At 72.7% G+C, this 24,628-nt stretch carries 19 protein-coding genes; 7 read left to right on the forward strand and 12 right to left on the reverse strand.

The genetic code is table 11. From position 1 onward, the window contains the following. Positions 1-241: 241 nt before the first annotated feature. Positions 242-649, reverse strand: coding sequence for a cobalamin B12-binding domain-containing protein (locus ACIRQF_RS20330; protein ID WP_389753268.1), 408 nt, complete (start codon positions 647-649; stop codon positions 242-244). 225 nt (positions 650-874) lie between these two features. Between ACIRQF_RS20330 and ACIRQF_RS20335 the strand changes: the two genes are divergently transcribed. Next, positions 875-1,690 carry an esterase/lipase family protein gene (locus tag ACIRQF_RS20335; protein WP_404093814.1) on the forward strand — a complete coding sequence of 272 codons (816 nt, stop codon included), beginning with the start codon at positions 875-877 and terminating at the stop codon, positions 1,688-1,690. Between the two features lie 196 nt (positions 1,691-1,886). Beyond that, entirely contained in the window at positions 1,887-3,458 is a 1,572-nt protein-coding gene (locus ACIRQF_RS20340) for a peptidoglycan DD-metalloendopeptidase family protein (RefSeq protein ID WP_404093816.1), read from the forward strand. Between the two features lie 73 nt (positions 3,459-3,531). On the opposite strand, the gene pcrA is transcribed toward ACIRQF_RS20340, so the two are convergent. Continuing rightward, entirely contained in the window at positions 3,532-5,979 is a 2,448-nt protein-coding gene (gene pcrA / locus ACIRQF_RS20345; protein WP_404093819.1) for a DNA helicase PcrA, read from the reverse strand. Between the two features lie 303 nt (positions 5,980-6,282). Between pcrA and ACIRQF_RS20350 the strand changes: the two genes are divergently transcribed. Beyond that, positions 6,283-7,440 (forward strand): NlpC/P60 family protein, encoded by a 1,158-nt coding sequence (locus ACIRQF_RS20350; RefSeq protein ID WP_376635533.1) that lies wholly within the window; start codon positions 6,283-6,285, stop codon positions 7,438-7,440. A 65-nt stretch (positions 7,441-7,505) separates the two neighbouring features. On the opposite strand, the gene ACIRQF_RS20355 is transcribed toward ACIRQF_RS20350, so the two are convergent. After that, positions 7,506-7,859 (reverse strand): hypothetical protein, encoded by a 354-nt coding sequence (locus tag ACIRQF_RS20355; protein WP_376635532.1) that lies wholly within the window; start codon positions 7,857-7,859, stop codon positions 7,506-7,508. A gap of 343 nt (positions 7,860-8,202) precedes the next feature. On the opposite strand from ACIRQF_RS20355, the gene ACIRQF_RS20360 reads away from it, so the two are divergent. Beyond that, on the forward strand, positions 8,203-9,288 hold the full coding sequence (locus tag ACIRQF_RS20360) for an NlpC/P60 family protein (RefSeq protein ID WP_404093822.1): 1,086 nt from the start codon (positions 8,203-8,205) through the stop codon (positions 9,286-9,288). Between the two features lie 30 nt (positions 9,289-9,318). Here the strand turns inward: ACIRQF_RS20360 and ACIRQF_RS20365 are convergent, their stop codons facing one another. Together ACIRQF_RS20365 and ACIRQF_RS20370 are read right to left on the reverse strand one after the other, a co-directional pair. Then, positions 9,319-10,026, reverse strand: a complete 708-nt coding sequence (locus ACIRQF_RS20365) for a LuxR C-terminal-related transcriptional regulator (protein WP_376635528.1) — start codon at positions 10,024-10,026, stop codon at positions 9,319-9,321. Continuing rightward, a complete protein-coding gene (locus ACIRQF_RS20370) occupies positions 10,023-11,291 on the reverse strand; it encodes a PspC domain-containing protein (protein WP_376635527.1) in 1,269 nt (422 codons plus the stop codon). Before ACIRQF_RS20370 ends, ACIRQF_RS20365 begins: the two co-directional genes overlap by 4 nt. A gap of 156 nt (positions 11,292-11,447) precedes the next feature. Between ACIRQF_RS20370 and ACIRQF_RS20375 the strand changes: the two genes are divergently transcribed. Both ACIRQF_RS20375 and ACIRQF_RS20380 read left to right on the forward strand, forming a co-directional pair. After that, a complete protein-coding gene (locus ACIRQF_RS20375; protein WP_404093827.1) occupies positions 11,448-12,923 on the forward strand; it encodes a PspC domain-containing protein in 1,476 nt (491 codons plus the stop codon). Beyond that, positions 12,910-13,170, forward strand: a complete 261-nt coding sequence (locus tag ACIRQF_RS20380) for a hypothetical protein (protein ID WP_404093830.1) — start codon at positions 12,910-12,912, stop codon at positions 13,168-13,170. The genes ACIRQF_RS20375 and ACIRQF_RS20380 overlap by 14 nt, the downstream gene beginning before the upstream one ends. Here ACIRQF_RS20380 and ACIRQF_RS20385 read toward each other — a convergent pair. From ACIRQF_RS20385 to guaA, 4 genes are all read right to left on the reverse strand, one after another. Continuing rightward, positions 13,080-13,628, reverse strand: a complete 549-nt coding sequence (locus ACIRQF_RS20385) for a DoxX family protein (RefSeq protein ID WP_404093833.1) — start codon at positions 13,626-13,628, stop codon at positions 13,080-13,082. The genes ACIRQF_RS20380 and ACIRQF_RS20385 overlap by 91 nt on opposite strands. Positions 13,629-13,753: 125 nt before the next feature. After that, on the reverse strand, positions 13,754-14,992 hold the full coding sequence (locus ACIRQF_RS20390; RefSeq protein WP_404093836.1) for a hypothetical protein: 1,239 nt from the start codon (positions 14,990-14,992) through the stop codon (positions 13,754-13,756). 170 nt (positions 14,993-15,162) lie between these two features. Continuing rightward, on the reverse strand, positions 15,163-15,963 hold the full coding sequence (locus ACIRQF_RS20395; protein ID WP_404093839.1) for a class II aldolase/adducin family protein: 801 nt from the start codon (positions 15,961-15,963) through the stop codon (positions 15,163-15,165). A gap of 289 nt (positions 15,964-16,252) precedes the next feature. After that, a complete protein-coding gene (gene guaA / locus ACIRQF_RS20400; protein WP_382483590.1) occupies positions 16,253-17,845 on the reverse strand; it encodes a glutamine-hydrolyzing GMP synthase in 1,593 nt (530 codons plus the stop codon). A 355-nt stretch (positions 17,846-18,200) separates the two neighbouring features. Here guaA and ACIRQF_RS20405 point away from each other — a divergent pair, with 355 nt between their 5' ends. Further along, positions 18,201-18,503, forward strand: a complete 303-nt coding sequence (locus ACIRQF_RS20405; protein ID WP_376635515.1) for a chorismate mutase — start codon at positions 18,201-18,203, stop codon at positions 18,501-18,503. A gap of 733 nt (positions 18,504-19,236) precedes the next feature. On the opposite strand, the gene ACIRQF_RS20410 is transcribed toward ACIRQF_RS20405, so the two are convergent. From ACIRQF_RS20410 to ACIRQF_RS20420, 3 genes are all read right to left on the reverse strand, one after another. Further along, positions 19,237-21,057, reverse strand: a complete 1,821-nt coding sequence (locus ACIRQF_RS20410) for a GMC oxidoreductase (RefSeq protein ID WP_404093843.1) — start codon at positions 21,055-21,057, stop codon at positions 19,237-19,239. A 40-nt stretch (positions 21,058-21,097) separates the two neighbouring features. Further along, the gene (locus ACIRQF_RS20415) at positions 21,098-22,720 is read right to left on the reverse strand and encodes a succinic semialdehyde dehydrogenase (RefSeq protein ID WP_376635512.1); all 1,623 of its coding nucleotides are present in this window, start codon (positions 22,718-22,720) and stop codon (positions 21,098-21,100) included. 103 nt (positions 22,721-22,823) lie between these two features. Further along, a complete protein-coding gene (locus ACIRQF_RS20420; RefSeq protein ID WP_404093846.1) occupies positions 22,824-24,518 on the reverse strand; it encodes a serine/threonine-protein kinase in 1,695 nt (564 codons plus the stop codon). Between the last annotated feature and the right edge of the window lie 110 nt (positions 24,519-24,628).

Genomic DNA, 24,628 nt, shown 5'->3' on the forward strand with positions numbered 1-24,628 from the left:
CTCCGGCCCCAGGCCGGAGTCCGGCGGTCGTCACGGGCGCCGCGTCCCCGCGCCCGGACCCCCGGCCCGGGCGCCGGAGTCCCGAGCCGCCGGCTCCGGGCTGTCCCGCACCGGTGTGCCCGCACCCGCGCGCCCGCACCCACCGGAAAACGGGGCGACTCCGGCCCACCGGAAAACGGGGCGACCCCGGGCTCGAGCCCGGGGTCGCCCCGTACATCTCCTCGTCCGTGCCGCCGGCGGCTCAGGCCGCCACGCGGACGTTCGCGTTCACCCAGTCGACGATCGCGGTCGTCGTGGCGCCCGGCGTGAAGATCTCCGCCACGCCCTTCTCCTTCAGCGGCGGGATGTCCGCCTCCGGGATGATGCCGCCGCCGAAGACCTTGATGTCCTCCGCGTCGCGCTCCTTCAGGAGCTCCAGCACCTTCACGAACAGCGTGTTGTGAGCGCCGGAGAGGATCGAGAGCCCGATCGCGTCGGCGTCCTCCTGGATCGCGGTGTCGACGATCTGCTCCGGCGTCTGGTGCAGCCCGGTGTAGATCACCTCCATGCCGGCGTCGCGGAGGGCCCGTGCGATCACCTTGGCCCCGCGATCGTGGCCGTCGAGACCCGGCTTGGCGACCACCACGCGGATCGGACCGGTCACACCCATCACTGCCTCCACATGCGACCCCCGAGCCTCGTTGCCGGGGAGGTGAACGAACGTTATCGCCAGCATCCCGCACCCGACCGTTTCGCGGTGGACGGCGAGGGGGAAATCACACGTGGGACATTGTTCGCTCCGCGGAGGAGCCGCCACGGGGTCGCCGTATCACCGCGCCGCCGACCGCACGGCACGGAGGTGCGGCGGAACGCCGTTACGGGACGGAGGTCGGCGATGGATCTCACCCCCACCGCACTCACCGACCGGATCGCCGCGTGCATGGCCGACCGGATGAAGGCCAACGCCCTGGAGCTGGCGGTCCTCGCCGGCCATCTGTTCCTCTACCCCTCCGGCCTGATCACCGAACGTCGCCGGACGACTCCGTCCGGCGTTCCGGGGAGCGGGCCGCGCCCGGTGGTGCTGCTGCACGGCTTCGTCGACAACCGCTCCGTGTTCGTCCTGCTGCGCCGCGCGCTCGCCCGGCACGGCCGTGACCGCGTCGAGTCGGTCAACTACTCCCCGCTCACGTGCGACCTGCGGACCGCCGCCGAGCTGCTCGGGCGCCACGTGGAGGAGGTGCTCGCCCGGACCGGGCACCGCGAGGTCGACCTGGTCGGGCACAGTCTGGGCGGGCTCATCGCCCGCTACTACGTACAGCGCCTGGGCGGTGACGCCCGGGTGCGCACCCTGGTCATGCTGGGCACCCCGCACTCCGGCACCACCTTCGTGCCGCTCGCCGACGCGCACCCCCTGGTGCGCCAGATGCGGCCCGGCTCGGAGGTGCTGCGCGAGCTCGCCGGGCCCGCGGCGGGCTGCCGCACCCGGTTCGTGAGCTTCTGGAGCGATCTGGACCAGGTGATGATCCCGGTCGAGACGGCCCGTCTCGACCACCCGGATCTCGTCGCCCACAACGTGCGGGTCAGCGGTGTCGGGCACCTGGCGCTGCCGGTGCATCCGACGGTCGCGGCCGGCATCCTCGAGGCGCTGGACCACGGCGTACCGGCCGCCGGAGCGCGGGACGGGTCCGCGGGGGCCGCCTCGGTCGCCTGACGGGCCGCCGGAAGGCCACCGTTCTTCGAACCTTTTTCGAACACAGAGCCAAAGCTCTCTCCACAACCCACCGAAAGACGGCCGATTGCCCGTTTCCTGGCGGCCCGAAACCCCACGAAGATTGTCGGGCGCGCGTACCGCCGGGTACAGTCACGCCACTGCTTGACCCCCTGCTGCCGAGGCGAGAGAGAAGTTGGTGAACGACCAGCACCCCCACGCCGGGTACGTCACGGACGCCACCCAGACCACGGGCAGCTACGCCGTCGACCCTCTGTTCGGCACCTACGACACGGGCTACGACGCAGGTCAGACCAGCCACACCGGGTACGTCGACCAGAGCGGTTACACCGGCTACAGCGACCACGGCGGCCAGTGGGACACCGGCTCCTACGGCTCCTACACCGCCACCGGTCAGTGGGACGCCTCCGCCTGGACCGAGGCGCAGCAGACGGGCCAGTACGAGGCCGCTCCCTTCGCCTCCCACGACGCCACGACCCAGTGGACGGCCCCCGGCTTCGAGACCGGGACGTACGACGCCACGGCCTGGAACCAGGTGGCCCCCGAAGCGGTCGTCCCGCAGCAGTACACCCCGGAGCACTCCTCGGAGTACCCGGCCGAGCACTCCCCCGAGCCCTCGTACGACTTCTCCCACGAGAACGCCGCGTCCTACGGCTCGTACGACGCGTACGCGTCCCCCGAGTCCGCGGCGTACGAGACGCCCCAGTACGAGGCGCCCCAGTACGAGACGTCCGCGTACGACGCTCCTCGGTACGAGACGCCGCAGTACGACGCCGCCGCCTACGAGACGGCCTCCTACGAGACGGCTTCCTACGAGGAGCCGACGGCGTTCGAGCCGGAACTCGCCGAGTACGCCGAGGACCTCGACCAGGAGCCCGACGCCTTCCACGACGCCGAGACCATGATCGCTCTGGAGATCGACCCCGATCTCCTTCCGGGCCAGGGCCCCGCCCCGGACGCCGACCTCCCCGCGCGGCCCGTGCGCCGCTCCGGCGGCGGCAGTCGCGGCCGGCGCCGTACGCCCGCCAAGCGGTCCGCCCTCCTGACGGTCGCCGTTCCGTCCGCCTGCGTCATGGGGGTCGCCGGCATCGCCGCCGCCTCCGTCAGTGGTCTCACCGACACCGCCGACGCCAAGGACGACACGACGTCCATGGCCGCCGCCGACCCGGCCTCGGTCAAGCAGGTCGCCGCGAACAGCAAGCTGGACACCCAGCTCGCCGCGCTCAGCGCCGACGCCCGCGACTTCGGCGAGCGCGCCAGCCGCACCCAGGAGCGCATCGACCTGAAGATCCGCCAGGACGCGGAGCGGAAGAAGCGCGAGGAGGAGGCCGCCCGCAAGGAGGCCCTCCGCCCGAAGTTCATGCTCCCGGTGAAGCTGCACCAGCTCAGCGCCCGCTTCGGTCAGGCCGGCGTCAACTGGATGTCGACGCACACCGGTATCGACTTCCCCGTGCAGTACGGCACCAAGGTCATGTCCGCGACCGACGGCACCGTCCGCACCCAGTGGAACAGCGCCTACGGCAACATGGCGATCGTGACCGCGCCGGACGGCACGGAGACCTGGTACTGCCACCTCAGCAGCACCAAGATCCGCTCCGGCAAGGTCAAGGCCGGCGAGGTCATCGCGTACTCCGGCAACTCCGGCAACTCCACCGGCCCGCACCTCCACTTCGAGGTCCGGCCGAACGGCGGCGCGGCCATCGACCCGCTGCCCTGGCTGCTCAGCCACGGTCTCAACCCGCTGAGCTGACCCCCGCACCGCAGGTACGAGGAAGGGCCCCGCCGCACTCCGGCCGGGGCCCTTCCTCGTACCTGCCTGACGCCTACAGCTTCTCGACCGGCGCGTACCGCAGCAGCAGCCGCTTCGGCTTCTCGCCGCCGAAGTCGATCGTCGCCTGGGCGTCGGCGCCCACGCCCTGCACGCCCATGACCGTGCCGAGGCCGAACTGGTCGTGCGTGACCCGGTCGCCGACCTGGAGCGTGATCACCGGCTTGTCGCTCGTACGCCGCGTGGCGAAGCCCGACGGGCCGGAGCGGGAGCGCGAGGAGGACAGCGAGGACGTGATGCCGGAGGTCGGCCCGGCGGGCTTGGCCATCGGGCCGGTCCGCTTCCACTCCAGGTACGCGGTGGGGATCTCCTCCAGGAAGCGCGAGGCCGGGTTGTACGAGGGCTGCCCCCAGGCGCTGCGCATCGCGGAGCGGGTCAGGTAGAGGCGCTCGCGGGCGCGGGTGATGCCCACGTACGCGAGGCGGCGCTCCTCCTCCAGCTCCTTGGTCTGGCCCAGCGCGCGCATGTGCGGGAAGACGCCGTCCTCCATTCCGGTGAGGAAGACGACCGGGAACTCCAGGCCCTTGGCCGTGTGGAGGGTCATCAGGGTGATGACGCCCGAGCCCTCCTCGTCCTCGTCGGGGATCTGGTCGGAGTCGGCGACGAGCGCGACCTGCTCCAGGAACTCGGAGAGCGAGCCGCCCTCCTCGCCGCGCTCCTGCTCGAACTCCAGCGCCACGGCGGCGAGTTCCTGAAGGTTCTCGATGCGGGTCTCGTCCTGCGGGTCGGTGGAGGCCTGCAACTCGGCCAGATAACCGGTGCGTTCGAGCACGGCCTCCAGGACCACGGCCGGTCCGGCACCCGAGTCGACGATGGTGCGCAGCTCCTCCATGAGCGTGTTGAAACGCTTGACGGCGTTGGAGGAGCGGGCCGCCATGCCGTAGGCCTCGTCGACGCGCTTGAGCGCCTGCGGGAAGGTGATCTTCTCGCGCAGGGCGAGGGCGTCGATCATCGCCTCGGCGCGCTCGCCGATGCCCCGCTTGGGGACGTTGAGGATGCGGCGCAGCGGCACGTTGTCCTCGGGGTTGGCGAGGACGCGCAGGTAGGCGAGGACGTCCCGGACCTCCTTGCGCTCGTAGAAGCGCACGCCGCCGACGACCTTGTACGGGAGGCCGACGCGGATGAAGATCTCTTCGAAGACGCGGGACTGGGCGTTGGTGCGGTAGAACACGGCGACGTCGCCGGCCTTGGCGTCTCCCGCGTCGGTGAGGCGGTCGATCTCGTCGGCGACGAACTGGGCCTCGTCGTGTTCGGTGTCTGCGACGTAGCCGGTGATCTGCGCGCCGGCGCCCGCGTTGGTCCACAGGTTCTTGGGACGGCGGGACTCGTTGCGCTCGATGACGGCGTTGGCCGCGGACAGGATCGTCTGCGTGGAGCGGTAGTTCTGCTCCAGGAGGATCGTCGTGGCGTCCGGGTAGTCCTCCTCGAACTGGAGGATGTTGCGGATGGTCGCGCCGCGGAAGGCGTAGATCGACTGGTCGGCGTCGCCGACGACGCACAGCTCGGCGGGGCCGAGGTCCTCGTACCCGGTGCCGACCAGCTCCCGCACGAGCGTGTACTGGGCGTGGTTGGTGTCCTGGTACTCGTCGACGAGGACGTGCCGGAAGCGGCGGCGGTAGTGCTCGGCGACGTCCGGGAAGGCCTGGAGCAGGTGGACCGTCGTCATGATGATGTCGTCGAAGTCCAGCGCGTTGGCCTCGCGCAGCCGCGCCTGGTACATCCGGTAGGCCTCGGCGAGGGTCTTCTCGAATCCGTCGGCGGCCCGGTCGGCGAAGGTCTCCTCGTCGATGAGCTCGTTCTTGAGGTTGGAGATCTTGGCGCTGAAGGACTTCGGCGGGAAGCGCTTGGGGTCGAGGTCCAGGTCGCGGCAGACCAGGGACATCAGACGCTTGGAGTCGGCGGCGTCGTAGATCGAGAACGAGGACGTGAAGCCGAGGCGCTTCGACTCGCGGCGCAGGATGCGCACGCACGCGCTGTGGAAGGTCATGACCCACATGGCGTGGGCGCGCGGGCCGACGAGCTGCTCGACGCGCTCCTTCATCTCGCCGGCGGCCTTGTTGGTGAAGGTGATCGCCAGTATCTGGCCGGGGTGGACGTGCCGCGTACCCAGGAGGTGGGCGATGCGATGGGTGAGCACCCGGGTCTTGCCGGAGCCGGCGCCCGCGACGATGAGCAGCGGGGTGCCGGTGTGGACGACGGCGGCGCGCTGCTGCTCGTTCATCCCGTCCAGAAGCGCGGCCGGGTCCACGACGGGGCGGTGGGCGCCGTCGCGGTAGTAGGGGTCCCGGTCGGCCGGGGGCGCGTCGAAGTGCTCCCCGAAGAGGTCGTGCGGGACCTCCTCCGCGGCCGGGGCGCCGTGCTCGTGGTCCTCGGGCAGGGGCGGAGGCTCCGAGGAGTGGTTCTGGAGGCTCGCCAGGAAGCTGTCGTCAAAGAGGCTGCTCATCGCCTCCCGAGTCTAGGCGGCCGGACCGACAGTCGGTTGCCGCGTCCGAAAGTGACCGAAGGGATACGTGACGGTGCGGAGGGTGCCCATCCGCATCAGGTCACGAAAATGTATCGGACATAAGACCCACCGGCCTTCCCAGCCGTCCCGCGGCTCGCTAGCGTGCTCGCCCAAGCGGCCCGTCCCCTACCCCCTCCCCACCGTCGGCGAACCGCGCCGAGCGGGAAGCCCACGCCGAACCAGGCGCGCCTCCCTCACGGCCGACACCACGCGGTCGGGTGCCTCTCGGTGTCCAGGAAGGAGATGCCGGCCTTGGCGTCCCATCGCAAGCCGCGCACGACCCGCCCCCACGCCCCCGCCGTCGGAGTCACGACGGCCGCCCTCGCCTCCGTGACGCTGCTGTCCGGGCAGAGCGCCCACGCCGTTCCCACGCAGCCGGCGAAGCCCTCGGTCGAGGAGGTGCAGAAGAAGGTCGACCGGCTGTACCGGGAGGCCGGTGCCGCGACGCAGGAGTACGACCGCGCCAAGGAGGCCACCGACCGGCAGCGGCGCACGGTCGCCCGGATGCTCGACGACGCGGCCCGCCGCACGGAGGAGATCAACGAGTCGCGCCGGGCCCTCGGCGCGTACGCGGCGGCGCAGTACCGGGCCGGCGCGGTCGGACCGACCGCCACCCTGATCTTCGCCGACAGCCCGCAGGACTACTTCGACCAGACGCACCTGATGGACCGCCTCTCGGAGAAGCAGCGCACCGCGGTCGCCGACTACGAGTCGAAGCGCGCGGCAGCGGCGAAGCAGCGGGCGCAGGCCGCCCGGAGCCTCACGGAGCTGACCGCCGCGCAGAAGAAGCTGCGCGGCAGCAAGGAGACCGTGCAGGCCAAGCTCGCCGAGGCGCGCACGCTGCTCGCGAAGCTGACGGCGGAGGAGAAGGCGCGGCTCGCGGAGCTGGAGCGCGAGCGGCAGGCCGAGGCGCGCCGGAAGGCGGAGGCACGGGCCAAGGCGGAGGCGGCCGCGAAGGCGGCGGCCGAGGCCGAGCGCAAGCGGCAGGAGGAGACCCGGCCGACGCCGGATCCGAGCACGCCGCCGCCGTCCGGTTCGGGTTCCTCGTACGCGGCGAAGGCGGCCGAGGCGCTGGCCTTCGCGCGCGCCCAGATCGGCAAGCCGTACGTCTGGGGGGCCACCGGCCCCAGCTCGTACGACTGCTCCGGGCTCACCCAGGCCGCCTGGCGCGCGGCCGGGGTGGATCTGCCGCGGACCACCTGGGACCAGGTGAAGGTCGGCGACAGGATCGCCACCGGCGACCTGCTCCCGGGCGATCTCGTCTTCTTCTACGACGACATCAGCCACGTGGGCATCTACATCGGCGGCGGCAAGATGATCCACGCGCCGAAGCCGGGGGCGTACGTGCGCGAGGAGTCGATCTACTACATGCCGATCTACGGAAGCGTGCGCCCGGTATAGCTCGCGTCCTCCGGGCCGGGCGGATCAGGGAGTGCCCTGGCCTCCGCGCCCCTGTCGGGCGGCGGTCAGACCCAGAGCGTGGCGATGAAGATGTTCGCCATGGTCAGGCCGCCGACCGCGCCGAACAGCCCCTTGTCGACCTTCTCCTCGTCGCGCTTGACGTAGACGAGGCCGAGGATCACGACGAGCACGGCGAGCTTCACGCCGATCTTGATGTTGTTCAGGGTGTGGTCGTCGGCCTGGTTGAGGCCGACGAGGGCGATGCCGGTGACGAGCATCGTCAGGGCGCCGTGCAGCATCGCCGGGGTGAAGCGGGCCGTACCGGCGCCCATCGCCTTCATCTGGGTCAGGAATCCGCCGAGCAGCGCGCCGATTCCGATGATGTGAAGAGCGACGAAGACATGAATGAGTACGTCCATGGGGCGGAGCCTAACCGGGGCCATATCAGCGGCCCTGGGGCGGGTCCGCCTTCTCCCCGGCTTCGGTCAGGGGGCCGCCGGAAGCGCCGTCCGGATCTCACTCCGTTCGAAAGGGAACGGTCCCGGAAAGGCAACGGGCGCCAATAGCGGTCAACCCGACGCCGCCGGGCGTCCGCCAGGTTTAGCGTCCTCCTCCAGGTGACCGGCTCCCCACCACCGCCGGACTCCGACGGCTGTCGGTCACCCCCGCCGAGAAAACCGGCGGCGGCGCGTTCCCCTGTGCGGGCCGCCGCCGGCCCCGGCGGGCGATGTCCCCCGCAGGGAGAGGATGTGACCCGCCCTCGTGGCAGCGCACCGCAAGCCCAAGCAGTCCCCGCTCGGCGGCCAGGCCGCCCGCACGGCGGCCACTCTGGCCCTCGCCTCCGCGGCCACCGCGACCGTCTTCGAGGGCTCCGGGCACGCCGCGCCCCGACCGACCCCCGCCCAGGTCAAGGCCGAGGTCGACCGGCTCTACGAGGAGGCCGAGGTCGCGACCGAGAAGTACAACGGCGCGAAGGAGCAGGCCGACCGGGCGTGGGCCGCCTTCGACCGGCTGCGCGACGAGTCCGCCCGCAGGACCGACCGGCTCAACCGCTCCCGTGAGTCGCTGGGCGCGTTCGCCGCCGCGCAGTACCGCTCCGGCGGCCTCGACCCGGCGATCCGGCTCGTCCTCACCTCCGACCCGGACCAGTACCTGGAGCGGGCCGCGCTCGCCGAGAAGGCCGGGGACCGGCAGGCGGCGGCCGTCGCGTCCGTACGGCGCGAGCTGACGGCCGTACGGCAGCTGCGCGGCGAGGCCGAGGGGCGGCTCCGGGAGCTGCGGACGCACGAGGCCGAGCTGCGGCGGCAGAAGGCCACCGTGCAGGGGAAGCTGACCGCGGCCCGCACCCTGCTCGCCCGGCTGACCGCAGAGGAGCGGGCCCGGTACGAGGCCGCCGTCGCGGCCGGAGCGCACGACGCGGCCGGCGCCCCGGGCTCTTCGGGCACGGCGGACCGGGCCGACCGGGACTCCCTGCCGCGCGGCCCGATCACGGCGCCCACCAGCCGCGCCGCCGAGGCGATCGCGTTCGCCCGCGCCCAGCTCGGCAAGCCCTACGTGTGGGGGGCGACGGGGCCGTCGGCCTTCGACTGCTCGGGACTGACCCAGGCCTCCTGGCGCGCCGCCGGGGTCTCGCTGCCGCGCACCACGTACACCCAGATCAACGCCGGCCGCCGGGTCTCACGCTCCGAGCTGGCCCCCGGCGACCTGGTGTTCTTCTACTCCGGCATCAGCCACGTCGGCCTCTACATCGGCGGCGGGCAGATGATCCACGCCCCGCGCCCCGGCGCCCCGGTCCGGATCGCCCCGATCGACGAGATGCCCTTCGCGGGCGCCACCCGGGTGGGCTGACGCCGGCCTCCGGACGCCCGTCGTCGGTCCTCAGACGAGGCGGCGGGCGGTCGCCCAGCGGGTCAGCTCGTGCCGGTTGGACAGCTGGAGCTTGCGGAGCACCGCCGAGACGTGGGACTCGACCGTCTTCACCGAGATGAAGAGCTGCTTGGCGATCTCCTTGTACGCGTAGCCGCGGGCGATCAGCCGGAGCACCTCGCGCTCCCGCTGGGTGAGCCGGTCGAGGTCCTCGTCCACCGGCGGGGCGTCCGTCGAGGCGAAGGCGTCGAGGACGAAGCCGGCCAGGCGCGGCGAGAAGACGGCGTCGCCCTCCTGCACCCGGAAGATCGAGTCGACCAGGTCGGTACCGGTGATGGTCTTGGTGACGTAGCCGCGGGCACCGCCGCGGATGACCCCGATGACGTCCTCGGCCGCGTCGGACACCGACAGGGCCAGGAATCGGACCGGGTTCTCGGCCGCCGCCATCAGGCTGGCACAGCGGCGCAGCACCTCGACCCCGCCGCCGCCCGGCAGGTGCACGTCGAGGAGGACGACCTCGGGGCGGGTGGCGGTGATCACCGTGACCGCCTGGTCCACGTCGGCGGCCTCGCCGACCACCTCGACGCCGGTCACGTCGGTCCGGCCGATCTCCGCCTGCACCCCGGTGCGGAACATGCGGTGGTCGTCGACGAGCACGACCCGCACCCGGCGCTCCGTGCCCTGCGCCGCCCCGCTCCCGGTCCCCGTCTCGTCGCTCATCCGTCCGCCCTCTCCATCTCCAGCTCCACTTCGGTACCCCCGCCCGGCACGGACCTCAGCCGCGCCGATCCGCCGTTGCGCTGCATCCGGCCGATGATCGATTCTCGTACGCCCATCCGGTCGTCCGGTACCGCGTCCAGGTCGAAGCCCGGCCCGCGGTCCTTCACGGAGACGAAGACCGTCCGGCCCTCCACCTCCGCGTAGACCTGCACCGGTCCCCCCTCGCCACCGTACTTGGCGGCGTTGACCATCGCCTCGCGCGCGGCCTGCATCTGCGCGCCCAGTTTCTCGTCGAGCGGGCAGTCGCCGACCACGACGACCTCCAGCGGGACACCGTGCTTGTCCTCGACCTCGGCCGCGGCCCGCTTGACCGCCTCGGCGAGGGTGGCCGGCTCCTCGTCCTCCTCCTTGCCCGTGCCCTCCGGCTTGTACAGCCAGTTGCGCAGCTCCCGCTCCTGGGCCCGGGCGAGCCGGCGGACCTCGCCGGCGTCGTCGGCGTTCCGCTGGATCAGCGTGAGGGTGTGCAGTACGGAGTCGTGGACGTGGGCGGCGACCTCGGCGCGCTCCTGGGCGCGGATGCGCAGCGTGCGCTCCTCGCTCAGGTCCTGCGACATCCGGACCAGCCAGGGCCCGGCGAGCAGCGCTATCCCGGTGAGGACGGCGACGGCGGCGGTCAGCGCCGTGCCGAGCTGGGCGACCGAGCCGCGCACCACCACGAACACCGCGAGGCCGGTGCCGACCAGGGCGACGCCCACGAGTCCGCGCACGAGCTGGAGGGCGCGGCGGCGCCGGTCGGGGTCGGTCCAGCTGGCCCGGCGGGCGTTGTCCGCCTGCCGCCAGACGAGGACGACGCCGACACCGATCAGCAGGGACGGCCAGACGTAGCGGCCGGCCTCCCGGTCGACATGGAGGTTGCCGACGAACGCGGAGATGCCGAGCGCGAGGGCGATCAGGGCGAAGACCTGGCCCCGGTCGGGCTTGCGGAGGCGTCTGCGGCCGTCGGCCGTGGTCTCGAAGACCGAGCGCGGCGCGGAGCGGCCGCCGACGCCGAGCGGCACGACGATCCAGAACACCGCGTAGAGCAGCGCGCCGAGGCCGTCCGCGAGCATCAGGGCCACGAAGAACGCGCGCACCCAGATCACCGGCAGTCCCAGATGCCCCGCGAGGCCGCGCGCGACACCGCCGAGCCACCGTCCGTCGGCGCTGCGGTACAGCTTGCGCACGGGCGGTTCGTCGAGCTCGGGCAGACGGGCGGCAACGGGCATGGACTGATCGTCACACGTTCGGCCGCCCCCGGACATCAGGGTCGGCCCGGATATCGACCCTGGAACCGTCTCGGGGTCACGTTCGGCCGGAAGATCAGGGTCAAGGCAGGGTCGGCCCCGGTGCCGCGGGGCGTCACGGGCGGTCACCATGGAGGCATGACGAGTACGACGCCTTCGCCCCACGAGGCCCCGCCGTCGGCGGAGGCCCCGCCCGCCCCGCCGCTGCGGCGCTCGCGCGGGCAGAAGGTCGTGGCCGGCGTGTGCGGCGGGCTCGGCCGGCACTTCGACCTCGACCCGGTGATCTTCCGGATCGCGCTCGGCGTGCTCGCCGTGACCGGCGGCGTCGGACTGATCTTCTACGGCTTCGCGTGGCTGCTGATTCCGCTCGTGGGCGAGGAGGAGAGCGAGGGCCGCCGGCTGCTGACCGGCCGGGTCTCCGGCTCCTCGCTGAGCGCGGTCCTGATGGCGCTCGTGGGCTGCGGCGTCTTCCTGTCGATGCTGCACAACGGGGGCACGCTGGCGTTCACGCTGATCCTCTCCCTCGCGGTGAGCGGTGCGGCGGTGTGGTCGCAGCGGCGCCAGTCGGTCGTGGCGACCGCCGAGGAGGGCGGCCGGATAGACGCGGCCGCGGCGCTCGCCGTCGCCGAGGCTCCGCCGGAGACGAAGGCGCCGCCGGTGATGGAGTTCCCGTCCTGGTGGCGGGACCCGATCGTCAAGGACGGTTCGACCGGCAAGGTGGCCGTCGGATACCTCTGGGGCCCGCACGGCGTGCTCGACGAGGACGGCACGATCGACGGCGTGGTGCCGACGCCCGGCAGCCAGTGGGGCCCCGATCCCGGGGAGCCGAGCAGGCCGACGCCCTCGACCCCGGTCCGCACGAGCCCGCCGTCCATCGGCGGCCTCGTGTTCCTGCTCGCCCTGGTCGCGGGCGGGCTGGGCACGGGCCTGTCCTGGGACGGGCACCCGCTGGGCACCAGCCTGCAGATCGGTCTGGCGGCCGCGCTCGCGGTGTTCGGGCTCGGCCTGGTCGTCAGCAGCCTGGTCGGCCGGACCGGGTTCGGCACGGTCTTCCTCATGCTCGTGACGGCGGGGCTGCTCACGGTGGCGTCGGTGCTGCCGAAGGAGATCTCCACCGTCTGGGCGCGCGAGACCTGGCGCCCGGCGACGGTCTCGGCGGTGCAGCCGCGGTACGAGCTGGGCACGGGGGTCGGCACGCTCGACCTGTCGGGTCTCGTCGTGCCGGCGGGGACGAAGGTGACGACCCGGGTGGAGGTCGGCGCGGGGAGGCTGGAGGTGATCGTGCCGCGGAACGTGACGGTGACGCTGCGCGCCCAGGCCGGCCTCGGCGACCTCCGGCTGCCCCCGAACGGACCGGCGCCGGCCCCGGCCACCCCGCCGGCCCCGCCCGCCCCTGGACGGACCACGGCACAGCCCTCCGCGCGGCCGCCCGTGGCGCCGACGCCGCCGGCGCCGTCCGCCGTGCCCTCGCAGCGGGGCGACATCGACATCGCGCCGGACCTCGACGAGACCCGTACGCTCACGCCGCCGCCGGGCGTCCCCCCGGGCGGCACCGTCGACCTCTTCCTGGAGGTCGGCCTCGGACAGGTGGAGGTCACCCGTGCTGGTTCATGAGTTCCGCCCCGGCCGACTGGTTCTCGGCGTGGCCGCCCTGGCCCTCGCCGCCCTCTTCGCGGGGGACGCGGCCGGTGCCTGGCCGGTCGCCTGGTACGTGGTGTTCCCGGTGCTGGGCGGGGCCTTCGGCCTGGCCGCGGTGGCCTCGTGGGTCGCCTATCTCCTGCGCCGCCGGTCGGCGAGGAGAGCGTCGAGCGAGAGCACCGGGGCGCCCGCCAGCAGCAGCGGCAGCCAGGCCATGAGGTAGGCGAGGTCGTTGCCGAGGTAGTACGGGTTCACCTGCCAGCTGACGGTCAGCCAGAGGCTCAGCGAGATCAGCGCCCCGCCGAGCGCGGCGAGCCGGGCGAAGAGACCGAAGAGGGTGCCGAGGCCGACGGCCAGCTCGCCGAGGGCGATGGCGTAGCCGAAGCCGACCGGGTTCTTGAGGGCCAGGTCGACCAGGGCGGGCAGGGCCGAGCTGTCCCTGACGCCCCGCATGACCTCGCCGATCGACCCGGAACCGGTGTCTGCGAGGAAGCCGGGATCGGTGAGCTTGTCGAGGCCCGCGTAGATGAAGGTGATGCCGAGGAAGATCCGCAGCGGCACCAGCGCGTAGCGGGAGGCGAGTGCCTTCCACCCGTCGAGTCCGCCGGCGCCGGCGAGGGTCCCGTGACCGCCCGGGCTCCCGGAGCCCTGGCCCGTCGTTCCGTCCGTCCGTCCCGTCATCTCCGGCCGCCTCTCCACGCCCCTGCCTCTTGTTACGAGGAACGATTCTCCCTGGATTGCCTGTGCGGGGACATCCCTGGTGGGAGGCGATCCGCCGGCGGCGGGGACGGGCGGCCGGGGCCGGCTCAGTCGAGGACGTCGATCGTGACCCGGTTGGTCTCCACGCCGGCGGCCGTCACGACCGACACCTCCACCCGGCCCGGTTCCACGTCCACCGGGAGGGGCACGGTCAGGGCCGTGTCGGTGGGGTTGGCGAAGCCGCCGGGGACGGGGACGAGCGGGACATGGGCGTGGACCGGGCCGATCCGGACGACGAGCCGGGTCAGCGGGTCGGGGCCCGCCGCCCCCGCCGGGACGAAGCCCGTGCCGCGGATCTCGATGTCGTCGCCGGTACGGATCGGGGCGTCGAGGTCGCCCGCCTCGCGGGCCCGGACGACCGAGAAGATCTTGGGACGGCCGCCCTCGGCGCACTTTCCGGAGAGGTAGCAGGCCACGGAGACGGCGACGAGCAGCACCAGCGCCCAGGGCAGCTCGGGCAGCCGGTCGGGGGCCCGGCCCAGCCGGACCGCGGCGACCACGAGGACGGCGGCGGAGACCAGCACGTACTGCACGTCGGTGAGGGAGGCACGGCCGTCGTCGTCGCAGAGGAGGTCGGCCGGTCGGGGCCGCTCGGCCCGCACCTTCTGCAGCCGCCGGGCGGCGACCCGCAGCGCCACGATCAGCCGGGCCGTCACGGTGGTCAGGCCGACCAGGGCGAGGACGGCGAGCAGCCCGGCGCCGCGCCGGAGGCCGAGGTCCACGTGCGGCGCCCCGCCGGCCAGCCGCAGGGACAGCAGGAGCACGCCGAAGACGGCGAGGAGGAGCCAGGCGGCGGCGACGGTGCGGGAGGTGGAGAGCCGGTTGTCCTCGCCGAGGAGCGGGGCGAAGACCCCGCCGCGGTCGCGGTGGGTCCGGGCCACGGCGGTCAGGGCGGCGGCGAGCAGGACGGCGGTGCCGAGGGCCGCGGTGCGGGCGCCGGTCCAGCCGGCGCCGACCGCGGTGAGGGCCTGCCCGAGGAGCAGTGCGAGAACGCCGCCCCACACGGCCGCGAGGGTGCCGCGGTACACGCGCCCGCGCCGGGCACCGCCGGCCTCCCGGCCGCGCGCTGTGACCGTGCGGGCGGACTGGGCGAGTTCGTCGGAGACCCACTGGCGGGAGGCCACCGGCGAGTGGGCGAGGGCGGCGGGCACGCCGCGTCCGGCGGCGAGCTCGTCGCGCCGGGCGAGGAAGGCGGCGACGGCCCGCCGGTGGCCGGAGCCCCCGCAGTGCGGGCAGCCGCCGCCGTCCGCGTCCGCCCCGCACTGTCTCGCCTCTTGCACCGCCACGGCGCGCCCACTTCCCGATCGGTCGACCGGCCCCAGGTGCCGTCGTCAACTGGCTGTTGATTCCTGGGAATTGTGCCGCACCGCATGCCCGTACGGAGGGCTCTGCACCCCTCGCGCGGGAGTGATTTGAAGAGTCATCACATTGACGTACGGGCAGCCAAGCGCACAGGCTACGACAGCAGTTCGGGCTCCGTACGGCTGATCCGCCGCCACAGTGGCTGGTAGTTGATCCAGGCCACCAGGTCGCTGCCGAGCTGTTCACGGGTGGCGACGGCGTCGCGGTGGTCGATGAGCACCGGCTTGCCCGCGGCACGCGCGGTCAGCTGCACCTGGGCGCACCGCTCCATGGCGATGAACCACCAGGCCGCCGCGTCGACCGACGAACCGACGGTGAGCAGACCGTGGTTGCGCAGCACGATGCCCTTGAAGGTACCGAGCGCGATCGCGATGCGGCGGCCCTCCTCGGGGTTGACGGTGACGCCGGTGTAGGCGTCGTAGAGGGCGTGGTCCTGGTAGAAGGCGCAGGCTTCCTGGGTGATCGGGTCGATCAGCTCGCCGAGTGCGGCGAGCGCCCGGCCGTGCGGGGAGTGGGTGTGCGCCACGGCGACGACGTCGGGCCGGGCGCGGTGCACCTCGGCGTGCACCGCGAAGGCGGCCTGGTTGACGTGGTGGGCGCCGTACACGACGCGGCCGTCACCGTCGACCAGGACGAGGTCGCTCGCGGTGAGCTCGGCGAAGGGGGCGCCGAAGGGGTTCACCCAGTAGCAGTCGCGGTGCTCGGGGTCGCGGGCGGTGATGTGGCCGGACACCCCCTCCTCGTATCCGAACCCCCCGAACACCCGGAGCGCGGCGGCGAGCCGCTGCTTGCGGTGGGCGCGCTCCTCGCCGGCCGTCGCGTGGACGGGCGGCATCGCGAAGTGGAGCTTTTCGACGGGGACAGGGGCCGGAACGGACGCCGGTATCTCGGTCATGCGCCGGAAGGTAACGCCCGGCCGGTCAACTCACCAGATCCCGTACGCGGATCCGCGTACGGGATCTGCGCACACACGTACCGGGGGCGCGGACGAGGACAGGCGCGGGGCGGGCGGGGATCTCCGATTCCGCCCGCCTGCGCCCGGCGCTCCCGCCGCCACCACCCCCACCGCCCCCGCTCTCCCCGCCTCCCCGCCTCCCCCGCCGGAAACGAAGCCCCCGGCCGGAAACGAAGCCGCCGCCCCCGTGGCGTCCGGGGGCGGCGGCTTCACTGGCCGAGGGGAGGGGTCACTCCCACTCGATGGTGCCCGGCGGCTTGCTGGTCACGTCGAGGACCACGCGGTTGACGTCGGCGACCTCGTTGGTGATGCGGGTCGAGATCTTGGCGAGCACGTCGTACGGCAGGCGCGACCAATCGGCGGTCATGGCGTCCTCGGAGGACACCGGGCGCAGCACGATCGGGTGGCCGTAGGTGCGGCCGTCGCCCTGGACGCCCACGGAGCGGACGTCGGCGAGCAGCACGACCGGGCACTGCCAGATCTCGCGGTCGAGACCGGCGGCCGTCAGCTCCTCGCGGGCGATGGCGTCGGCCTCGCGCAGCAGGTCCAGGCGCTCCTTGGTGACCTCGCCGACGATGCGGATGCCGAGGCCGGGGCCGGGGAACGGCTGGCGCTGGACGATCTCCTCGGGCAGGCCGAGCTCCTGCCCGACCATGCGGACCTCGTCCTTGAAGAGCTGGCGCAGCGGTTCGACGAGCTCGAACTCGATGTCGTCGGGCAGACCGCCGACGTTGTGGTGGGACTTGATGTTGGCGGTGCCGGTGCCGCCGCCGGACTCGACGATGTCCGGGTAGAGCGTGCCCTGGACGAGGAACGCGACCTCGGGGCCCTCCTCCTGGAGGATCTCCAGCTGCGCCTGCTCGAAGACGCGGATGAACTCGCGGCCGATGATCTTCCGCTTGGTCTCCGGGTCGGAGACGCCGGCGAGGGCGGTGAGGAACCGCTCCTGCGCGTCGACGACCTTGAGGTTGACGCCGGTGGAGGCGACGAAGTCCTTCTCGACCTGCTCGGTCTCGCCCTTGCGCATCAGGCCGTGGTCGACGTACACGCAGGTGAGCTGGGAGCCGATGGCCCTCTGCACGAGCGCGGCGGCCACGGCGGAGTCGACGCCGCCGGAGAGGCCGCAGACGGCGCGCTTGTCGCCGACCTGGGCGCGGATGGCCGCGACCTGCTCCTCGATCACGTTGCCCGTGGTCCAGCTGGGCTCGATACCGGCGCCGCGGTAGAGGAAGTGCTCCAGGATCTGCTGGCCGTGGGTGGAGTGCAGCACCTCGGGGTGGTACTGGACGCCGTACAGCTTCTTCTCGTCGTTCTCGAAGGCGGCGACCGGCACGACGTCGGTGGACGCGGTGACGGTGAAGCCCTCGGGGGCGGCGGAGCAGGCGTCGCCGTGCGACATCCACACCGACTGCTCGACCGGGGTGCCCTCGAAGAGCGTGGAGCCGGCCTTGCTGACGTGCAGCGGCGTACGGCCGTACTCGCGGGCACCCGTGTTGTCGACGGTGCCGCCGAGCGTGGTCGCCATCAGCTGGAAGCCGTAGCACATGCCGAAGACGGGGACACCGGCCTCGAAGAGCGCGCGGTCCAGACGCGGGGCACCCTCGGCGTACACGGAGGACGGGCCGCCGGAGAGGATGATCGCCTTCGGGTTCTTGGCCAGCATCTCGGCCACCGGCATGGTGGACGGGACGATCTCGCTGTAGACCCGGGCCTCGCGGACGCGGCGGGCGATGAGCTGGGCGTACTGGGCGCCGAAGTCGACAACGAGGACTACGTCCGGGTTGGTGACGTCGGGCGCGGCAGCGGGGGTCGCTGATGACACTACGGCGGCCTTCCGGCGGTAGGAGAGGGTCGGTCCCCCGAAGGGGGGGTTATTTGTCGATTCTACCGGCGCGCCGCCCTTGCCCTTCGTCTCACCATCCGAACCGGGGTGGCCTTCGTCTCACCATCCGGGCCCGGGTTGTCGCCGGGGGTCGAGGGGGGTCCATACTGACGCCATGCGCAAGCTCTCGACCTTCGTCTTTACCTATGGCACCGGCCGGTCCGGATGCCATGGTCGTGCTGCTTGAGCTACTGACAAGCGACTTCCCAGGCGCCCCGGGCCGACAAGGCCCGGGGCGCTCTGCGTTTCCCGGGCCCAGTCGCTCCGGGGCGACCCAACACCACGAGGAGCCCCCATGAGCACGAAGACCGCCGCCCTGACCGTCACCGAGCAGACCGGTGCCCGCACCGACGAGGCCGCGGCGCTGATCGGCGACGCCCGGGAGCGCATCGACGCGCTCGACGACCGGATCATCGGTCTGATCCAGGAACGGATGGCCGTCTCGGCCGTCATCCAGGAGGCCCGCATCTCCTCCGGCGGCCGCCGGGTGAACCTGGCCCGCGAGATGGAGGTGCTCGGCCACTACCGCGACGCGCTGGGCAAGCCGGGCACGGCGCTGGCGATGACGATGCTGGAGCTGTGCCGCGGCCGCATCTGAGCGGGCACGGGACACGGGGTCGGATGCGGGCGCCACTGCCGTCCCGGCGCGAGCGTGCGCCGCTCCGGCGCGTGTGAGTGCCGTCCCGGCGCGTGCGTGTGCCGTCCCGGCGCGTGCCTGTGCCGTCCCGGCGCGTGTGAGTGCCGTCCCGCACCCGAGTTCGGTCCCAGCCTCACCCGTACGGCGCGTGACCGGGCGGCGCGGCGCTTCGTTGGTCGTGGTGTCCGTGCCAGCCAGGGGCGGGCCCGATTGAGACCACGCGTGGCTTCGCTGGGGCGTGTGGCGTACCTCAGGTACGCCGTGGGACCTCGCTTCAGCGCGCGTGACCGGACGGCAGGGGACAGCAGCCCGGTCACCCAGAAAGGGCGGTCGGTCCCGGGGACGCCCGGGGCCGGCCGCAACCGGCCGAACGAACGACCCGAGACCCGCGTCCCGCTCCCCCACACCCTGACACCACCCGCGGCGCTCCACCCCCCGGCGCCGTGCCCTCGGCACCGCCCGCAGCCCTGATGCCGGTGCCCGTCCAGGAGCCCCGCGCCGCGACCGGAATCGCGACGCGGGGCTCCTGCGTTGCACGGGGCCGCCCTACGTGACGCGCGTCACATAAAGATCTCGTGAATGGGCTACAACCAATCCCCCAGGTCACCGGTCATCTATGCAGCACCACCCAAAAGCTGGAGGGGCGCTGCACTCGGAGGGGGGTGCAGCGCCCTTTCACTTTTCCGGAGTCCGCTCAGGCCTTCTTCGGCGGGACCGCCGGAATGCCCAGGAACGGCAGCTTCAGGGCGCCGAAGGCCTCCGCCGGGACGGCCGGCGACTTGGGCTCGACCGCGGCCAGCCGGACGTACGCCTCGCCCTGGCGCGGCCGCGTGTCCTCCTCGCCCTTGTTGGGCCAGAAGGACATCGCCCGCTCCGCCTGCGCGGTGATGGTCAGCGACGGGTTGACGCCCAGGTTGGCGGAGACCGCCGCGCCGTCGACGACCGAGATGCCCGGGTGCCCGTAGAGACGGTGGTACGGGTCGATGACGCCCGTCTCCGCGTCCGCTCCGATCGGGCAGCCGCCCAGGAAGTGGGCGGTGAGCGGGGTGCCCATGAGTTCGCCGATGTTGGAGCCGGCGAAGCCGTTGATCTCCTCGGCCATCAGGGCGGCGGCCCGGGTCGCGGCCTCGATCTGGGTGGGGTTGGGCGCGCCGTGCCCCTGGCGGGCGGTGAGCAGGCCCTTCCCGAGGCCGCCGGGCTTGCGGTAGGTGGTCAGGGAGTTGTCGAGGGACTGCATGACCAGGCCGATGATGGTCCGCTCCGACCAGCGGCGGTTGGACAGCGAGCGGACGGCGAGCGCGGGGTGCTTGACCAGTTCGAGGAGCCAGTTGCGGACCCGGTGCGCGCCGTAGGGCACCTGGAGGACGGTCATGCCGCCCATGGAGTTGGATCCCTTGCCGTAGCGGACCGGCTCGATGTGGGTGTTCTCGTCCGGGTGGATCGACGAGGTGATCGCGACGCCCTTGGTGAAGTCGACCCGGTCCTTGCCGTGGCGCTTGCGGTAGCGCCGGTCGGTGGTCTGCGAGCCGACCAGCGCCTCGGAGTTGGTACGGGTCAGATGGCCGAGCCGGCCGGAGACGTGGGGCAGCAGCCCGGTGTCCTTCATCCGGTGGAGGAGGGTCTGGGTGCCGTACGTGCCGGCCGCGATCACCACCCGGGGGGCGGTGAAGGTCCGGCCGGCGCCCTTCTTCCTGTTGTCGGTCGGCAGGGTCCTGACCGCGTAGCCGCCGCGCGAGTCCTCGGTGACGGCGACCACCGAGGTCATCGGGTGGACGACGGCTCCGGCCTTCTCGGCGAGGTAGAGGTAGTTCTCGTTGAGGGTGTTCTTGGCGCCGTGCCGGCAGCCGGTCATGCACTCGCCGCACTCGGTGCAGGCCTTGCGGGAGGGACCCGCGCCGCCGAAGTACGGGTCGGCGACCTCGGCGCCCGGCCGCGCCTTCGCCGCCTCGGCCCCGCCGGCGTCCTCGCCGTCCCCGAAGAAGACGCCGACCGGCGCCATGTGGAAGGTGTCGCCGATGCCCATCGCCTGCGCGGTGGCCTTCAGGTGCACGTCGGAGGGCGTCATCGTCGGGTTGAGCCGCACGCCGAGCATGCGCTTGGCCTGGTCGTAGTAGGGCGCGAGTTCCGCGCGCCAGTCGGTGATGTCCTTCCACTGCGGGTCGTCGAAGAACGGCGCCAGGGGCTCGTAGAGGGTGTTGGCGTAGTTGAGGGAGCCGCCGCCCACGCCGGCGCCGGCGAGCACCATGACGTTGCCGAGCAGGTGGATGCGCTGGATGCCGTAGAGGCCGAGGGCGGGGGCCCAGAGGAAGTTCTTCAGGTCCCACGAGTTCTTCGGCAGGGTCGCGCGGGTGTAGCGCCGGCCGGCCTCCAGGACGCCGACCCGGTAGCCCTTCTCGGTGAGCCGGAGGGCCGTGACCGAGCCGCCGAAGCCGGAGCCGACGACGAGGACGTCGTAGTCGTAGGCGTCGTCCGAGCCGTCCTCGGCCTGATTCTGGGCAGGGGGTACCGCGGTCATGGCTCTCCTCGTACGGGGAACGGGCAGGTGGGGCGGACGGTCAGCGCAGCCGCAGGGCCTTCATGACCTTCAGGGAGGTGCTCATGAAGGCCGCGTACTTCTCGTCGTCCATCCCGAAGGAGGGCGCGAGCGGGATCAGCCGCTGCTGGGCCACGGTCTGGGCCTCGGTGTACTTGAGGATGCCCTCGGAGCCGTGGCGCCGGCCGAGGCCGGAGTCCTTCATGCCGCCCATCGGGGACTGCACGCTGCCGTACGCGGGGGCGTAGCCCTCGTTGATGTTGACGGTGCCGGTGCGCAGCCGGGCGGCCACCGCGTGGCCGCGGCGGGAGTCGGTGGTCCAGACGGAGGAGTTCAGACCGTACGGGGTGGCGTTGGCGAGCTCGACGACCTCGTCCTCGTCCTTGAAGCGGTAGATCGAGACGACCGGGCCGAAGGTCTCCTCGGAGCAGACGGCCATCGGGGCGTCGACGCCGTCGAGGATGGTCGGCTCGAAGAAGTACGGGCCGATGTCGGGGCGGGCGTGGCCGCCGGCGACCAGCTTGGCGCCCTTGGCGACGGCCTCCTCGACGTGCCGGGTGACGGTCTCCAGCTGGCGCTCGCCGACGAGGGAGCCCATGTCGGCGCCGTAGGCGAGGGAGTTGCCGAGCCGCATGGCCTTCGTACGGGCGGCGAAGCGGTCGAGGAAGGCGTCGGCGACCGACTCGTGCACGTACAGCCGCTCGATGGAGATGCAGAGCTGGCCGGCGGAGGAGAAGCACGCGCGGACGGCGCCGGCGGCGGCCTTCTCGATGTCGGCGTCCTTGAGGACCAGCATGGCGTTCTTGCCGCCGAGTTCCAGGCTGACGCCGACGAGGCGGGCCGCGGCGCCCTGGGCGACCTCGCGGCCGGTGCGGGTGGAGCCGGTGAAGGAGACGTAGTCGGCGTGCCGGACCACCTCGGGGCCGACGACGGGGCCCTCGCCGAGCACGACCTGGAAGACCTCGGCGGGCAGACCGGCCTCGATCAGCAGGTCGCGGGCCCACAGGGCGGTCAGCGCGGTCTCGGTGTCCGGCTTCATGACGACGGCGTTGCCGGAGACGAAGGCGGGCAGTGCGTCGCCGACCGACAGCTCCAGGGGGTAGTTCCAGGGCGCGATCTGGCCGACGACCCCGCGCGGCTGGCGCAGCTCGGTGACCTTGGTGAGGGTCGGCACGACGCCGGTGTGGTGCTTGGGACGCAGGTAGGCGGGGGCCTTCCGGCCGTAGTGGCGGGCGGCGACGGCGACCGCCTGGACCTCCTCGTGGGCGTGCAGGCGGGCTTTGCCGGTCTCCAGCTGGATGAGGTCGAGGACCTCGGCCTGACGCTGGAGGACCAGGTCGTGGAAGCGCAGCAGCACCGACGCGCGGGTCCTGACGGGGGTCGCGGCCCAGACGGCCTGGGCGGCGCGGGCGCGCGCGAAGGCCTCCGCGACGTCCTCGGGGGTGGCCTCAGGCAGGTCCGCCAGCTTGTCCCCGGTGAAGGGGGTGTGGTTGGCGGTACGGCCGGACCCCGCGACGCCGCGGGTGAGCCGGGCGACCAGCTCGGGCGTGACCACGTCCGCGGCCGTGCGCGCCCCGGCGGGCGCGGGCGCGACGGGGTTGGTGCGGTCGGTGGCCGGCGTGGGAAGTACCTGCGAGTCCGTCATGGGCCCGAGCGTAGGACCCATTCCGCCCTTTGGGTACCCGTGAGTAACGCGTTTTCACCACGCGCCCCCATCGCGCCAGCGATCACTGGCACATAAGCCCTGATCAGGGGCTTACGGCATCTCCAGGGGCTCTCCAGTACTTCTTCACGATGTCGAACTGCTCGCGCGTCCGCTCCCAGTTCTCCTCCGGCGCGGCCATGTACAGGGCGTACTCGGTGCCGTCGTCGCCGTAGTACACCTGGTCGATCGCGTGCCGGGGTCCCGGGAAGGTCTGCTTCTCGATCCAGGTGAACTCCCAGATGGCGGAGTTGACCTGGTCGCGGAAGGTGTTCTGGGTCAGCCGGATCCGCTGGTACTCGGCCCGCCTCTGCACGATCTTCTCGAGGTCGAGCATGTGCATGTACGGGTTCTCGAAGTCGGGCGACCGGTCGATGCTGATACGGATGCGGTGCCGACCGTCGTCCGGCGTGTAGTCGATCTGGTCGCCGTCCATCCGGCGCTTCCAGCCGTCGGGGACGACCAGACCGAAGCCCTCGGGATCCTGCACCCGGTGCCAGCCGACCGGGACGGCACCCTTGGCCGAATCCTTACCGTCCTTGCCGGTCTCCTGGGTGATGGGCGTGTCGCCCCCCTTGGCCCCCTTCTGCCCCAGGTGGGTCATCGCGGCGAAGACCGCGCCACCCGCGAGCAGTCCGGCGACGACGGCCGCGAGCAGCGCGGCGCGCCAGCGGCCCCGGCGCCCGGCCGAGCCGCCCGCGGCGCCCGGCAGACCGGGGACGGTGGCACCGGTGGAGGGTGCGGAGGACTCCGCCGGCGCGGGCGCCTGCGGGGCCGCCGGGGCGGCCGCGGGGTCGTCGTGCGGCACCGGCACCGGCAGCGGCGGAGTCGCCGACGGCGCGGCGGCGGCCAGCTCCTCGGCGCCCACCCGCTGGGTGGGCACGAAGGCCTGGGCGGCCTGCGGCGCGCGGCCCTCCATGGCGTCGAGCAGCATCCGCTCGGCCTCGTCGGCCCGCGGCCGCTGCTCCGGGTCCTTGCGCAGCAGCGCCACGATGACCGGGGCGAGCGCGCCGGCCTTCTCCGGGTACGGCGGCTCCTCGGTCACCACGGCCTGCATGGTGCTGATCGGCGAACCGCGGCGGAACGGCGAGGTGCCCTCCACCGCCGAGTAGAGCGTGGCGCCCAGCGACCACAGGTCGGAGGCGGGGCCGGGGTCGCCGCCGCGCACCCGCTCGGGGGCCAGGTAGTCGATGGAGCCCACGAGTTCGCCGGTGCGCGTGATCGAGGAGTCGCCCTCGATCGCCGCGATCCCGAAGTCGGTGATGAGGACCCGGCCGTCGCGCGCGAGCAGCACGTTGCCCGGCTTCACGTCCCGGTGCAGCACCCCGGCGGCGTGCGCCGCGCGCAGGGCGCCGAGGACGTGCAGCCCGATCCGGGCCGCCTCGCCGGGCGCGATCGTGCCGGCCTCCTTCGCCGCGTCGGCGAGCGAGGGGCCGTCCACGTACTGCATGACGATCCACGGCCGGTCGTCGTGCTCCAGGACGTCGTGCACGGTGACCACGCCCGGGTGGGTGATCCGGGCGGCCGCGCGCGCCTCCTTCTGCGTCCGGGCGTGCAGGACCAGCCGGTCGGCCTCGGCCACGAACCGGCCCGCGGTCAACTCCTTGACGGCCACGACCCGGTGCAGGACCTCATCGTGGGCACGCCAGACCTTGCCCATGCCGCCGCGGCCGATGGACTCGCCCAACCGGTAGCGTCCGGCGAGCAGCAGCCCGGTTCCGGTGCTCTCAGAATGTTCCACGTGCCCCCGCCTGTTTGCTTCCGAGGCAAGGGTACGGAGAGGGAAGCGGCGCGCGAAACCTCGGGGCGCCTTTGGGAACAAGTCTGTGACCAGCGGCGGTTTTCGGCCAC

This window comes from Streptomyces sp. NPDC101191 (genome assembly GCF_044767915.1).
Classification (GTDB): domain Bacteria; phylum Actinomycetota; class Actinomycetes; order Streptomycetales; family Streptomycetaceae; genus Streptomyces.

What these genes read in the sequence shown, in the direction of transcription:
- ACIRQF_RS20330 (WP_389753268.1), bottom strand. Translation starts at nt 649, where the DNA reads ATGGGTGTGACCGGTCCGATCCGCGTGGTGGTCGCCAAGCCGGGTCTC.
- ACIRQF_RS20335 (WP_404093814.1), top strand. Translation starts at nt 875, where the DNA reads ATGGATCTCACCCCCACCGCACTCACCGACCGGATCGCCGCGTGCATG.
- pcrA (WP_404093819.1), bottom strand. Translation starts at nt 5,979, where the DNA reads ATGAGCAGCCTCTTTGACGACAGCTTCCTGGCGAGCCTCCAGAACCAC.
- ACIRQF_RS20350 (WP_376635533.1), top strand. Translation starts at nt 6,283, where the DNA reads ATGCCGGCCTTGGCGTCCCATCGCAAGCCGCGCACGACCCGCCCCCAC.
- ACIRQF_RS20355 (WP_376635532.1), bottom strand. Translation starts at nt 7,859, where the DNA reads ATGGACGTACTCATTCATGTCTTCGTCGCTCTTCACATCATCGGAATC.
- ACIRQF_RS20365 (WP_376635528.1), bottom strand. Translation starts at nt 10,026, where the DNA reads ATGAGCGACGAGACGGGGACCGGGAGCGGGGCGGCGCAGGGCACGGAG.
- ACIRQF_RS20370 (WP_376635527.1), bottom strand. Translation starts at nt 11,291, where the DNA reads ATGCCCGTTGCCGCCCGTCTGCCCGAGCTCGACGAACCGCCCGTGCGC.
- ACIRQF_RS20375 (WP_404093827.1), top strand. Translation starts at nt 11,448, where the DNA reads ATGACGAGTACGACGCCTTCGCCCCACGAGGCCCCGCCGTCGGCGGAG.
- ACIRQF_RS20385 (WP_404093833.1), bottom strand. Translation starts at nt 13,628, where the DNA reads ATGACGGGACGGACGGACGGAACGACGGGCCAGGGCTCCGGGAGCCCG.
- ACIRQF_RS20395 (WP_404093839.1), bottom strand. Translation starts at nt 15,963, where the DNA reads ATGACCGAGATACCGGCGTCCGTTCCGGCCCCTGTCCCCGTCGAAAAG.
- ACIRQF_RS20405 (WP_376635515.1), top strand. Translation starts at nt 18,201, where the DNA reads ATGAGCACGAAGACCGCCGCCCTGACCGTCACCGAGCAGACCGGTGCC.
- ACIRQF_RS20410 (WP_404093843.1), bottom strand. Translation starts at nt 21,057, where the DNA reads ATGACCGCGGTACCCCCTGCCCAGAATCAGGCCGAGGACGGCTCGGAC.
- ACIRQF_RS20415 (WP_376635512.1), bottom strand. Translation starts at nt 22,720, where the DNA reads ATGACGGACTCGCAGGTACTTCCCACGCCGGCCACCGACCGCACCAAC.